The organism is Rahnella aceris, from assembly GCF_011684115.1.
GTDB lineage: Bacteria > Pseudomonadota > Gammaproteobacteria > Enterobacterales > Enterobacteriaceae > Rahnella > Rahnella aceris.
The window spans coordinates 227,738-239,885 of the sequence record NZ_JAADJV010000004.1 but is presented as its reverse complement, the minus strand read 5'-3'; the positions used below and the strand labels follow the sequence as shown (position 1 = coordinate 239,885).

13 protein-coding genes are annotated in these 12,148 nt (G+C 53.2%); 4 read left to right on the top strand and 9 right to left on the bottom strand.

What is annotated here, in order from left to right; translation table 11 throughout:
* Window positions 1-40 precede the first annotated feature (40 nt).
* Window positions 41-1,540: an MDR family MFS transporter gene (locus GW591_RS19315; RefSeq protein ID WP_166861254.1), complete on the top strand. Its 1,500-nt coding sequence runs from the start codon at window positions 41-43 to the stop codon at window positions 1,538-1,540.
* 102 nt (window positions 1,541-1,642) lie between these two features.
* Window positions 1,643-3,490 (top strand): ABC transporter ATP-binding protein, encoded by a 1,848-nt coding sequence (locus tag GW591_RS19310; protein WP_013573498.1) that lies wholly within the window; start codon window positions 1,643-1,645, stop codon window positions 3,488-3,490.
* A 9-nt stretch (window positions 3,491-3,499) separates the two neighbouring features.
* On the opposite strand, the gene GW591_RS19305 is transcribed toward GW591_RS19310, so the two are convergent.
* Together GW591_RS19305 and GW591_RS19300 are read right to left on the bottom strand one after the other, a co-directional pair.
* Window positions 3,500-4,627 (bottom strand): GNAT family N-acetyltransferase, encoded by a 1,128-nt coding sequence (locus tag GW591_RS19305; protein WP_119261087.1) that lies wholly within the window; start codon window positions 4,625-4,627, stop codon window positions 3,500-3,502.
* Between the two features lie 163 nt (window positions 4,628-4,790).
* Window positions 4,791-5,426, bottom strand: coding sequence for a carbonic anhydrase (locus tag GW591_RS19300; protein WP_013573500.1), 636 nt, complete (start codon window positions 5,424-5,426; stop codon window positions 4,791-4,793).
* Between the two features lie 220 nt (window positions 5,427-5,646).
* Here GW591_RS19300 and msrA point away from each other — a divergent pair, with 220 nt between their 5' ends.
* The gene (msrA, locus tag GW591_RS19295) at window positions 5,647-6,189 is read left to right on the top strand and encodes a peptide-methionine (S)-S-oxide reductase MsrA (protein ID WP_013573501.1); all 543 of its coding nucleotides are present in this window, start codon (window positions 5,647-5,649) and stop codon (window positions 6,187-6,189) included.
* Window positions 6,190-6,258: 69 nt separating this feature from the next.
* Here the strand turns inward: msrA and GW591_RS19290 are convergent, their stop codons facing one another.
* The 7 genes from GW591_RS19290 to GW591_RS19260 form a co-directional block, all read right to left on the bottom strand.
* Complete coding sequence (locus tag GW591_RS19290; RefSeq protein ID WP_013573502.1) at window positions 6,259-6,441, bottom strand: 4-oxalocrotonate tautomerase; 183 nt, start codon at window positions 6,439-6,441, stop codon at window positions 6,259-6,261.
* Window positions 6,442-6,560: 119 nt separating this feature from the next.
* Complete coding sequence (locus tag GW591_RS19285; RefSeq protein ID WP_013573503.1) at window positions 6,561-6,866, bottom strand: hypothetical protein; 306 nt, start codon at window positions 6,864-6,866, stop codon at window positions 6,561-6,563.
* Window positions 6,867-6,886: 20 nt separating this feature from the next.
* The gene (locus GW591_RS19280; RefSeq protein ID WP_013573504.1) at window positions 6,887-8,152 is read right to left on the bottom strand and encodes a PTS sugar transporter subunit IIC; all 1,266 of its coding nucleotides are present in this window, start codon (window positions 8,150-8,152) and stop codon (window positions 6,887-6,889) included.
* A 72-nt stretch (window positions 8,153-8,224) separates the two neighbouring features.
* Window positions 8,225-8,527: a PTS sugar transporter subunit IIB gene (locus GW591_RS19275; RefSeq protein ID WP_013573505.1), complete on the bottom strand. Its 303-nt coding sequence runs from the start codon at window positions 8,525-8,527 to the stop codon at window positions 8,225-8,227.
* Window positions 8,528-8,592: 65 nt separating this feature from the next.
* Window positions 8,593-9,036, bottom strand: coding sequence for a PTS sugar transporter subunit IIA (locus GW591_RS19270; RefSeq protein WP_013573506.1), 444 nt, complete (start codon window positions 9,034-9,036; stop codon window positions 8,593-8,595).
* Between the two features lie 206 nt (window positions 9,037-9,242).
* Entirely contained in the window at window positions 9,243-9,839 is a 597-nt protein-coding gene (locus GW591_RS19265; RefSeq protein ID WP_013573507.1) for an AAA family ATPase, read from the bottom strand.
* Complete coding sequence (locus tag GW591_RS19260) at window positions 9,832-10,767, bottom strand: tagatose-bisphosphate aldolase (protein ID WP_013573508.1); 936 nt, start codon at window positions 10,765-10,767, stop codon at window positions 9,832-9,834. The genes GW591_RS19265 and GW591_RS19260 overlap by 8 nt, the downstream gene beginning before the upstream one ends.
* A 233-nt stretch (window positions 10,768-11,000) precedes the next feature.
* Between GW591_RS19260 and GW591_RS19255 the strand changes: the two genes are divergently transcribed.
* Complete coding sequence (locus GW591_RS19255; protein ID WP_013573509.1) at window positions 11,001-11,933, top strand: sugar-binding transcriptional regulator; 933 nt, start codon at window positions 11,001-11,003, stop codon at window positions 11,931-11,933.
* Window positions 11,934-12,148 lie beyond the last annotated feature (215 nt).

Here is a 12,148-nt window from a genome sequence, read left to right as displayed (position 1 = left end):
TAATTATACAGTTAATTAATTACAAGTCAGGATGTCATTCATGACGACAATAAATTCGGCACAGAGCGAGGTGGCGGAACAGAAGCCTTCGATAAAGCTGCTGTTCTCCGCGCTGATGCTGGTGATGCTGCTGGCCGCACTCGACCAGACGATTGTGTCCACCGCGCTGCCGACTATCGTCAGCGAGCTCGGTGGCCTGGATCAGCTTTCGTGGGTGGTGACCTCTTATCTGCTGGCCTCCACCATCGTGGTGCCGCTGTACGGTAAGTTTGGTGATCTGCTCGGTCGCAAAATCGTGCTGCAAACGGCGATTATCGTGTTCCTGCTCGGTTCGGTATTGTGCGGACTGGCGCAGAACATGACTCAGCTGATTCTGATGCGCGCCCTGCAGGGGCTGGGCGGCGGCGGGCTGATGGTGGTCAGTATGGCGGCGGTCGGCGATGTCATTCCGCCGTCCGAGCGTGGGAAATATCAGGGGCTGTTCGGCGGGGTATTTGGTCTGGCGACGGTTATCGGGCCGCTGATCGGTGGTTTTCTGGTTGAGCATATTTCCTGGCGCTGGATTTTCTACATCAATCTGCCGCTGGGGATTTTCGCCCTGCTGGTGATTGGCGTGGCGCTGAAATCGCAGACTGCACGCATCCGCCATGAAATCGATTTTCTCGGCGCGGGGTATCTCGCGGCGGCGCTGACCTGCATCATCTTGTTCACCAGCGAAGGTGGCACGGTGTATCAGTGGTCGGATCCGCAACTGTGGTGCATTCTGGCGTTCGGGCTGGTGACCCTTGGTGGCTTTATTTATGAAGAAACGCTGGCGGCCGAGCCGATCATTCCGCTGGGTCTGTTCCGCGACCGCACCTTCCTGCTCAGTTGCGCAATCAGTTTTATTATCGGCATGTCACTGATGGGGTCGATGACCTTCCTGCCGCTGTATTTGCAGGTGGTGAAAGGCTCGTCGCCGTCAGAAGCGGGGATGCAACTGCTGCCGCTGATGGGCGCATTGCTGTTCAGTTCGATCGTCAGCGGGCGTCTGATCAGCCGTATTGGCCGTTATCGTATTTTTCCGATTATCGGCACCTTACTGAGTTTCGCCGGTATGGTGCTGCTGGGTTTTCTGAAAGTCAGTACGCCGGTACATATGCTGTATCTCTACATCGGCGTGCTCGGTTTCGGCCTGGGGATGGTGATGCAGGTGCTGGTGCTGGCGGTACAAAACTCGGTATCGATGAAACAAATGGGCGTGGCGACCTCCGGTGTGACACTGTTCCGCTCGATTGGGGGTTCCATCGGCGTGGCAATGTTTGGGGCGATTTTCACCCACGTTCTGCGTGATCAACTGGTGGCGCTGATCCCCGAAGGCACGGTGCTTCCCCGCTCACTCAGCGCGCAGGCGGTGCAGGAATTACCGGACGCCATCCGCGCTGATTATTTGCAGGCATTTGGTTCGGCGCTGCACTCGGTGTATCTGATTGCCGCGTGCGTGATGGTGCTGGCGTTTGTCCTGTCGCTGCTGCAAAAAGATGCGGTGCTGAAGAAATAACCGGCCGCAATCCCGGCGATTTGCACTAAGCTTTCCCCTTTACGGCGTTGAAATGGCATGGAAACCAGCAACGCCGGCAGGGATATCATAAAGGGGATCGCTATGCTGTTTCGCCGTTTCGAGCGAATGATCGACATCTTCCGTGAGGCACCGGCTGCTGAACCGCCGGATCAGGTTCTGCCTTTCTATCTTTATTATCTGCGTCAGGTCTGGCCGAGTTTCGCCGTTTTACTGGTGGTGGGGCTGATCGGTGCGCTGATTGAGGTTTCGCTGTTCAGCTATCTCAGCCAGATTATCGACCTGACCAAAGACACACCGCCGGGCAGTTTTTTCACCGACCATATGGGCGAGCTTTTATGGATGGCGGCGGTGGCGATGATCCTGCGGCCGGTGTTTATCGGGTTGCATGATTTGCTGGTTCACCAGGCTATCAGCCCCGGCATGACCAGCATGATCCGCTGGCAGAATCATAAGTATGTCCTCAAACAGAGCCTGAACTTTTTCCAGAGCGATTTCGCCGGGCGCATTGCCCAGCGCATTATGCAGACCGGTAACTCGTTGCGCGATTCGGCGGTGCAGGCGGTGGACGCCATCTGGCATGTGGTGATTTACGCCGCCAGTGCGCTGTTCCTGTTTGCCGAGGCGGACTGGCGGCTGATGATCCCGCTGATTATCTGGATCTTCGGTTACGGCGTTTGCCTGCGTTATTTCGTGCCGCGTGTGAAACAACGCTCGGTGCAGTCGTCGGAAGCGCGCTCAAAACTGATGGGCTGCATCGTCGACGGTTACACCAACATCACGACGCTGAAACTGTTTGCGCATACCGATCTCGAGCAAAAATACGCGCGCGAAGCGATTAGCGAACAGACCGAGAAAACCCAACTGGCAGGGCGTCTGGTCACCGGCATGGACGTGTCGGTCACCACGCTGAACGGGTTGCTGATTGTCAGCACCACCGGTCTTGCCTTGTGGTTGTGGACCCAGTCGCTGATAAGCGTCGGGGCTATCGCGCTGGCGACGGGTCTGGTTATTCGTATTGTGAATATGTCCGGCTGGATCATGTGGGTGGTGAACGGTATTTTCGAAAATATCGGCATGGTGCAGGACGGCCTGCACACCATTGCGCGGCCATTGACGGTAACGGATATCCCGCAGGCGAAAGCGCTGAAAGTCGATCAGGGGGCGATCCACTTTGATCACATTCAGTTTAATTACGGCAAAGAGAATTCCGGAGAAGGCGGCAGGGTGATCCCCAATCTGGATCTGGCAATCCGTCCCGGCGAGAAGATCGGCCTGATCGGGCCTTCCGGCGCGGGGAAATCCACGCTGGTGAATCTGCTGCTGCGTCTGTATGACATCGACAGCGGTCGCATTCTGATTGATCAGCAAAATATTGCCGACGTCACGCAGGAAAGCCTGCGCGCGCAAATCGGTATGATTACCCAGGACACCTCGCTGCTGCATCGTTCCATCCGCGACAACCTGCTGTACGGCAGGCCGGGCGCGACGGAAGAGGAGTTGCAACTGGCAATTCGTCAGGCGCGTGCCGATGAATTCATTCCGCAACTTTATGATTCGCTGGGCCGTACCGGGCTGGATGCGCATGTCGGTGAGCGCGGCGTCAAACTTTCCGGCGGCCAGCGTCAGCGTATTGCGATTGCCCGCGTATTACTGAAAAACGCACCGATCCTGATCATGGATGAAGCCACGTCGGCGCTGGATTCCGAAGTGGAAGCGGCTATTCAGGAAAGTCTGGAGACGCTGATGGGCGGTAAAACGGTGATTGCCATTGCGCACCGCTTATCGACGATTGCCAAAATGGACCGCCTGGTGGTGCTGGAAAAAGGGCAGATTGTTGAGACGGGCAATCACGCCGAGCTGCTGGCGCACGGCGGGCTTTATGCGCGCTTGTGGCAACACCAGACCGGTGGATTTGTCGGCATGGATTAGGGCCCGAACTTAACAGCCGTCGTGCCGGTAGGGCAGCACTTCGCGGGCTTCGTCCGCCCAGCGCTGCACGGCGGCACGCTCTTCCACTAAAAAATCTTCCACGGCGTCACGCAAACCCGGATGACGTAAATAGTGCCATGAGTCGGTGATCACCGGCTCAAAGCCGCGCAGCAGTTTGTGTTCGCCCTGTGCGCCCGCATCAAACCGTTTGAGGCCGCTGGCAATCGCGTATTCCATTCCCTGATAAAAACAGGTTTCAAAATGCAGCCGGTCGAATTCCGCCACGCATCCCCAGTAGCGGCCATAAAACGTATCACCGCTGATTAAACTGAACGCCATGGCGACATCACGGCCGTTTTGCTGCGCGAATACCACGCGGATCGCCTCCGGCATTCTTTCCGCCAGCAGGCTGAAAAATGCGCGGGTCAGATACGGTGACTGGCCGCGTACCGCATAGGTATTGCTGTAGCAGGCATAAACGAAATCCCATTGTGCTTCAGTCACCTGCGCGCCTTTCAGCCAGACAAAATCAATGCCCTGCGCGGCCACCTGTTCGCGCTCTTTGCGAAACTGTTTGCGCTTGCGTGAGGTGAGTGCGTCGAGGTAATCCTGAAAATCGCGATAACCGCGGTTCTGCCAGTGATATTGCAGGCCCTGCCGGTGCTGCCAGACCGCTTCACCGCCGATCAGCCGGTTAGCGCGCTCATCGGTAAAATTGATGTGTGCGCCGGTCAGGCCATTTTCTTGCAGAAAATCCGGCAGTGCCTGCAACAGACTGATCGCAGCAGATTCATCGCCCAGCAGCCGTGCGCCGGTCACCGGGCTGAACGGCACCGCACCCAGCCATTTCGGGTAATAGGCAATACCTGAACGCTGGCAGGCATCCGCCCAGCCCTGATCAAACACGTATTCGCCGTAAGAATGGCGTTTGCGATAGCCGGGAATGGCGGCGCGGATTTCCCCGTTTTCCTGCCAGAGAAGATGCTGCGGATGCCAGCCGGAATGCGGCCCGAGGCTGCCGCTGTCTTCCAGCGCGGATAAAAATGCATAGCTGAGGAAAGGCTGCTGCGCAGGCACCAGCGCATCCCACTGTGCGGCTGGCAAATCAGCCAGACGGTTTAACGTGATAACAGGCATCAATTATTCTCGCTGTAGCGTAAAAGAGAAATCAGTTAACTGTCGTGCAGGCAGGGGGATATTACGGCAGAGGTTAAGATAACAATATAATAAGTCTTAAGTCGCTGATTTATCATCCGGAACATTATTTAAAAATGTTCCGGATGTTTTATTTAACGGGTAATTAACTGGCGCGTACTTCCGGGTTATCGGACAGCGAAATAAAGGCTCCGCTTTTCGCATCAAAGGCTTCGATGCAACCCGATTCAATATCATACACCCAGCCGTGCAAGGTAATTTCCCCTTTCGCCAGGGCGACCGCTACGCAAGGATGCGTGCGCAGGTTACTCAGCTGGGCCACGACGTTCTGGTGCACCATACCGTTGACGCGTGCCTCAGGGTTTTCGTGTTCGACGGATTCATTGATGGCTTTTGCGGCATCGGAATAACGCAGCCAGTGTGCGACCGCTGGCATGTGATCCAGACAGGTGCAGTTGGCAATCGCGCTCATTGCACCGCAGTTGGAGTGCCCGCAGATGACGATATCTTTTACGCCCAGCGCCATGACGGCGTACTCCACCGTGGCGGAAACGCCGCCCGGTTCCGGCCCGAATGGCGGCACAATATTACCGGCATTACGGATAACAAACAGTTCGCCCGGTTCACGCTGCGTGACTAATTCCGGCACTAACCGGCTGTCAGAACAGGATATAAACAAGGTCTTAGGATTTTGGTTTAACGCCAGTTCTTTGAATAACTTAGAACGCTGTGGAAACGCCTCTTTCTGGAATCTGAGGAAACCTTCAATGACATCTTTCATAGGGGAATTCCATGTATTTCAATGCCAGTGAGTCTGCCACGAAAAAAAAGTCAGATCAATCAGACACAATATCAACACTATTTACAGGGAAATAAGCAGGCACAAAATAATATCATTTACCGGCGATAAGAATTTCACATTCTGTTTTTTTAATGCCATACCTTTATCTCAGCATTATTCGTCCCCATATTTCCTCTACCCCCTCAGTGAAGGAGTCTGTATGACAATCGAATACGCTATTTTCGGTGGCGGCTGTTTCTGGTGTACAGAAGCGGTGTTCAAAGACGTCATTGGCGTGGAGTCGGTGGAAAGTGTCTACACCGGCGGGCGTCGCCCGAACCCAAATTATGAGCAGGTCTGTACCGGCACGACCGGTCATGCGGAAGCCATCCGCGTGGGGTTTGACCCGGAAAAACTGACTTACGGCGATTTGCTGGATATTCACTTTGTGACGCACGATCCGACCCAGCTTAACCGCCAGGGAAATGACGTCGGCACGCAATACCGTTCGGCGATTTTCCCGGCCAATGAACAGCAAAAAGCAGAGGCGGAAGCGGCGATACTGCGCGCGCAGCACGATCACAGTGATCCGATTGTGACCAGCATCGAACCACTCGGCGAAGTGTATGTGGCCGAAGGCTATCACCAGAACTACTGGGATGGTGCGGGGCAGCAGAACCGTTATTGCATGGCGGTGATCCCGCCGAAACTGCAAAAGTTGCGCAAGAGTTTTGCGCAGCGGACGAAATCGTTACAGCAGTAAAAACATCCTTATCCGTTGCTCAGCCAGCACATTAATGCGTGCTGGCTGACGACGATTCATCTCCGCCTGTTATTCTTCCGGCAACACTCCCCCTTTTGCCCAATGTGATTTCGGTATTTCAGTGATCACCACATCCACACTTTCAGGTTTACATTTCAGGGTTTCTGCTGCCAGGCGGGTCACTTCGCGGACAAAGTCACGTTTTTGTTCGGGGGTACGGCCAGGAAACATTTCCAGACGGATCATCGGCATAGTAAATCCTTAGTGATTAGGCCCTCACGGCGGGGGCAGCCTCTATTCTACGTAAGGATTGGGAAGAATAAAGACGTGCAAAACAAAAGCCAGAACCTCTGTTCTGGCTTTTAATTGCTTCAGAATCCGTAGCGGATTGCATCCTTACTTTGCTGCATCAGTGCATCGATTTTTTCGGAAAATCGCTCCAGCCCTTTGCCGTCACCGGCTTCAGAGCACTGCCGCCGTCGCGCATTGTAGGCTTTCATCAGCTGTGCCTGTGCAAAACCCGGCTTGCCGTAACAGGCCATGCTTTGCTCCCAGCAGGCAATGGCCGCGTCCAGATCCTGCTGTTCCTGATACTGTTTTCCCAGCTCATTCAGCGCTTTCGCCGACTCCTGCGGCGGCAGTTGCTGCGCCAGAATTTGCTCAATGCGTGTGTCCATAACCATGACCTCCGGCTTGCTTAGTGGAAGAAGTTGAGAATATGGCCGAATACCAGCCCGACGCTGATCACGTCTGAGTCACTGAACGTCACGTTCGAGAAGCCGAACTTGCCCAGCAGCGGCAGCAACAGCGCAGGCAGCAGGGTGATAAACAGGCCGTGGAAGATACCGCCGATAATCGCGCCGCGTCGTCCGCCGACTGCATTGCCGAAGATTCCCGCCGTGCCGCCCGCGAAGAAGTTGGTCAGCATGCCCGGTAAAATCATCGCCAGCCCGAGACTCGGGAACAGGAACATACCGATGATGGAGCCAATGGTGGTAGAGATGAAACCGATAATGACGGCGTTCGGTGCGTACGGGAAAAGCACCGGACAATCGAGTGCCGGAATGGCATTCGGGACGATGCGCAGGGCGATGCCGCGAAATGCCGGTACGATTTCCGCCAGCAACAGGCGCACACCCGACAGCAGAACGTAAACACCGACCACAAACTGAATGGATTGCAGGAACGAATAGACCAGATAATTAACGCTGTTGGCGTAAGGCGCGACGACTTCCGGGCCTGCGGCAATCGCCGGGATCAGGTAAATCGGGATCATCACCACCATCATCGACAGGTAGGTGTCCTGCAGGAACGAGAAAGATTGCGGCAGTTCGAAATCTTCGGTGCTTTTACTGACATCGCCGGTGATTTTCGCCACGCCTGCCTGCACGATATAGCCGATGGTGCAAAAATGGCCGAGTGCAATATCATCGGACCCGGTGATTTTACGCACAATCGGCTGAGCCAGCACCGGCATCCCGACGGCCATGACGCCCGCAATAATGCCGCCAGTCAGGATCAGTTCCGTGCCGCGCAAGCCGCCCATATAACCGATAACGGAACACACCGTGGCCATCCACAGCGATGCTTGTCCGGTGAGAAAGATATATTTGAAACGGGTCAGGCGGGCAATCAGGATATTAACGATAAACGCCAGAACCATAATTAATGCGGTTTCACGGCCGAGAGTTTGTTGTGCGATACCGGCAATAGAACCGACGTCGGTAACAATCCCGCGCATGTGAAACCCTTTCTGGAATATTTCACCCAGAAAGGTCAGGGCATTAACAATAATGCTGGCCCCGGAAAGCAGAACCAGAAAACCCAGCAGCGTTTTTAATGTACCGGTAATGATCTGGCCGGTGCTTTTCTTTAATGCGATCAGACCAATCATGGCGATCAGTGAGATTAAAATTGATGCCTGGCCTAATACATCATTGACAATAAAGTGAAGGAAAGACATAAGCGTCCCCTGTAGAGTTCACGGTAATTGTTTTATCGATTTATAAGTATTGTGAATTGAGTGGGTCTGTTATTAAGTGGCCAGGTGACCCATCTCCTGAAGAATAGGCGTCAGCTTGCTCTTTATTTCATTTTTATCGACCAGTCTTTTCAGGTAAATAATATTGGCGTTGATGGTGTAATGCTGGAATTGCGATCTGAAATTTTCGCCGGTCATAATAATGTCGGCTCTTGAAGACGTGGCGCTTGAAATATCACAATGTGATAAATCGGCTTCCACACCCAGATCCTTCAGTGCCGCTTCGATACTCATTTCACAGGCAAAACTGCTGCCCAGACCCGCACCGCATACCGCCAGGATTGATAGCTTTTTCATCATTTTTCCTTACGTTCTTTGTAGGTGTTCATAAAGGGTTATGTTTATCTTTTTTCACTTCACGTCTAAAACTGTCGGATAATCTCTAATGCTTCCTGCTTGTTTTTACTGCGTTTTAATCGTTCCGCTGCCTCGTCATCGCAGAACAGATGGGAAAGGCTGGCAATCATTTCGATGTGTGAATGGCTGTCCACCGCGGCCAGCGCGAAGATAACGTAAACCGGATCATTATCTTCACTGCCAAACTCAACGCCTTCTGAAACAATGACCAAAGACAGTGCCGTTCGGTTAACCCCTTCTTCCGGCCGGGCGTGCGGCATCGCAATACCTTCGCCCAAAACATAATAAGGCCCGATTTCCCGGTGCATATCATATATAGCCTGAAGATAACGACTTTCCGCTGCGCCCGAATCAATTAATGGTTGCACGGCAAATGCCACGGCACTTTTCCAGTCATCTATTTTGCTAATGATTTGCGTGTTATTTTCATTAATCCAGTCGCTTAACATAATACCTCTTCATATGAATAGGGTCTTTTCTCAGTATGATATTTAATTAAAATAAAAACTGTGATCTATCCAATCCTATTAGCCATCAATGAAAGATAATAATTTCAAAAGACCTGAAAGAATGAATGATAGTAGAGGTTTAACAAGGTCCTGATATCAGAATTAACTTACTTTTTCAGTAAATGAATATTTCCTCCGGTCAGTATTTATTGAATTTGCGTATTGAATGAATTGATTATCCACGCATGAATATCAACAATATTTACAGGCTTATTTTGGCCGATAACATTCTGGTCAACAGAATAAACTGGTCCCGGGGTTATTGGTCGTGCTTTTCCTGCGAGAATTTTTAATTCGGGGATATATTCTGCCCCGACATGTCCCGGTAAACGCTCGCCCAGCCGTGAAGAAAATCGTTCGGCCGCCAGTTCAGCATCAATCTGGCACCAGATTTCCACAACCTGCGATATGCCCGCCCGTTGCAGATAATCCTGCAACACCTCTTTGGGCTGAAAACCAAACCAGGCATCGACAATAAAGGTGCTGCCTTCGGGCGCGCCGCCGATGATGTCCCAGATAACCTGATAACTTGCCAGCCCGAGTACGCGGTTAAAAGGGCGGTCAACATTCTCTAATCGCTGAAGAAACGGATTTTTAATGCCATCAAGCGACAGTTGCAGCCAGCCGCTGTATGCAGAAAGCTCAACGGCGAGCCGGCTTTTACCTGACGCCGGGATCCCGTTCACCAGGATGACGCGTTTGCCGGTTGAGCCATTTCGTGAGGCATTTCTGTTTTCAGACATGTTCCACCTGTTGTGTCTGGTTGTGTGACGGTGCATGGAAATACTGTTCAATGACGGCCTGAAGTTCGTTCAGACGCGGTACCGCCAGCGATTCAAGACGGGATTTCGTCGCGTTGCGGTCCAGTGAGATGCAGTCTTTCCACAATGAACGACCTGCGATAACGCCTGATGCGCCTTCGCTCATGGCATCTGCCACTTGTTTGAGGAAGGTGGAATGGTCAACCCCGGCAGAAAGTACGGCCCACGGCACGTCGCCAGCGAGTTTTGTGATGTCAGCACAGGCTTGTTTTGAGCCAGGATAAGGCAGTTTCAGCACCTTCGCGCCGCATTCCAGACAAATCTTGGTGCCGCCATAAATCAGAGACGGGACTTTTTCTTTATATTCTTCCTCGGTTTCGTTGTCGAGTTTATAGGTCAGAAACTCCACCACCAGCAGCAGGTCTTCGCGGGCGAAATCCTCAATGCTCTGGCGCAGAATATCAATGTTATGACGGTTTGCCGCTTCCTGGTCTGAACGCAGATACACCATGATTTTGCCGCCGGTCGCACCGAGTTCACGCACACGACGTGCATCGACATTCTCCACCAGCCGTGACAGGCGGTAGCCTTCCGGCGAACTGTCCCAGCCCGACGCATCCAGGCCAATCAGCAGCGCGGTGTCGCGGGCAATAATGCCGTTGTCCACCAGTTGCGGAACGGCACAGACCGGATCGACCAGTACGCAGGAGGCTTTGCTGGCAAGATATTGCGTGATGTCGGCTTTAATCAGCCCGAGTTCGTGTTCTGAAATGGCAGATTGCTGTTGCGGGTCGCTGGCGAGCAGGCTGCGCATGGCACCGCGCTGGTCACAGGCGATCACCAGCATCGCGCCATTTTTGCCGCAAATCTGCTGGTAGCTGCGTAGTTCTGAGGTAGACATCTTTGACATGGAACTCTCCTTTGCGTGAAATTTATTACAGATTAAAAAATCTCGATTACACTGGACGTTCTGTCTTTCCCCCCTGAAAAAACGGGGCGGAAAATCGCGTAACATGCCGTATTACAAGGGTTGAAGCCCGATCCGGCACATTGCATTTTTACAGGTGTTGCGCAATAATCCCTCAATCGACGATTTGAGTGTAATTCATTACTGAAAGGAATTTCAAGCTGAAAGAGCCAATTTTGCAAGATATTGCAGCAACGCGTGCCATGATGCATCTGGTGGCGAAGCTGCATTACGAGTCTGATATGTCTCAGGTGGAGATTGCACGCAAGCTGGATGTGTCGACGGCAACCATTTCCCGGTTGTTGAATAAAGCCCGCGCGGCGGGGATTGTGCGCATCGAAGTGGTGGGATTATCGTCACCGGAAGACATGACGGCAGACCTGATAAAACGTCTCGGGCTGAAACATGCGTATGTTGTGGATGCACCGCCGGGCAATGTGCTCGGCGCGCTGGCGACGCCGCTGGCTTCTCTTTTACAGGAAGCCGGTTTAGGCGCGGGATCGGTGCTCGGCATCGGCTGGGGAAGAGCAGTGCGCGAAGTCACGCTGGCCGGTATGCCCCGTCTGCCGGGGATCATGACCGTGGCGCTCAACGGCGGGATGCAACAATCTGCGCCGCATTTTCAGATAACCGAGTTCGTGCGCCGTGCGGCGGAACAGATGGAAGGCACACCCTATTTTCTTCATGCCCCTTATCTTTCTTCGGCGGAACTGCGTGATGCGTTTCTCTCGGACCCGAGCGTGCAGGAAATCATTTCACTGTGGGACAAACTCGATGCGGCGATTGTCGGCGTGGGTCTGACGCATACCCCGAAACCGAGTGAATCCACTACCGCGACGCCCGGTGAGCAGGCATTGAGCGATGCCGCAGGCGATGTGCTGCGCCATTACTTCACGGGAACCGGCGAGTTATTGCACTGGGAAGGCGAGGAGCGAATGATTGCGGCCTCGGTTGAACAGCTACGCAATACGCCGCTGACTATCGGCGTGGCGGCAACGCCGGAAAAAGCGGCAGGGATTATCGGTGCCGTGCGTTCAGGCATGATTAATTCATTAGTGACAGACGTGAATACCGCACAGGCGATTCTGGATAAACTGCCGGTGGTCTGACGCCTGCTTGCTTAAAAAAGCAGTGCTTAAAAAATATGCAGAAAAGAAAAAGGCATTCCTATGCGGGAATGCCTTTTCGTTTCTGCATCTATGCTATCACACCGCACCGTCGGAAATGCCGTGCCCTGATGAGCACTGCAGTTTCCCCGTAGTATGATTGATTTTCTTGTTGAACGTTTGGATGCAGGGAAGGTGGTTTGAAAATTAAAGCTACC

Bases quoted from the DNA above. Each gene is read 5' to 3' on its own strand.
- GW591_RS19315 (WP_166861254.1), top strand. From the start codon at position 41: ATGACGACAATAAATTCGGCACAGAGCGAGGTGGCGGAACAGAAGCCT.
- GW591_RS19310 (WP_013573498.1), top strand. From the start codon at position 1,643: ATGCTGTTTCGCCGTTTCGAGCGAATGATCGACATCTTCCGTGAGGCA.
- GW591_RS19305 (WP_119261087.1), bottom strand. From the start codon at position 4,627: ATGCCTGTTATCACGTTAAACCGTCTGGCTGATTTGCCAGCCGCACAG.
- GW591_RS19300 (WP_013573500.1), bottom strand. From the start codon at position 5,426: ATGAAAGATGTCATTGAAGGTTTCCTCAGATTCCAGAAAGAGGCGTTT.
- msrA (WP_013573501.1), top strand. From the start codon at position 5,647: ATGACAATCGAATACGCTATTTTCGGTGGCGGCTGTTTCTGGTGTACA.
- GW591_RS19290 (WP_013573502.1), bottom strand. From the start codon at position 6,441: ATGCCGATGATCCGTCTGGAAATGTTTCCTGGCCGTACCCCCGAACAA.
- GW591_RS19285 (WP_013573503.1), bottom strand. From the start codon at position 6,866: ATGGACACACGCATTGAGCAAATTCTGGCGCAGCAACTGCCGCCGCAG.
- GW591_RS19280 (WP_013573504.1), bottom strand. From the start codon at position 8,152: ATGTCTTTCCTTCACTTTATTGTCAATGATGTATTAGGCCAGGCATCA.
- GW591_RS19275 (WP_013573505.1), bottom strand. From the start codon at position 8,527: ATGAAAAAGCTATCAATCCTGGCGGTATGCGGTGCGGGTCTGGGCAGC.
- GW591_RS19270 (WP_013573506.1), bottom strand. From the start codon at position 9,036: ATGTTAAGCGACTGGATTAATGAAAATAACACGCAAATCATTAGCAAA.
- GW591_RS19265 (WP_013573507.1), bottom strand. From the start codon at position 9,839: ATGTCTGAAAACAGAAATGCCTCACGAAATGGCTCAACCGGCAAACGC.
- GW591_RS19260 (WP_013573508.1), bottom strand. From the start codon at position 10,767: ATGTCAAAGATGTCTACCTCAGAACTACGCAGCTACCAGCAGATTTGC.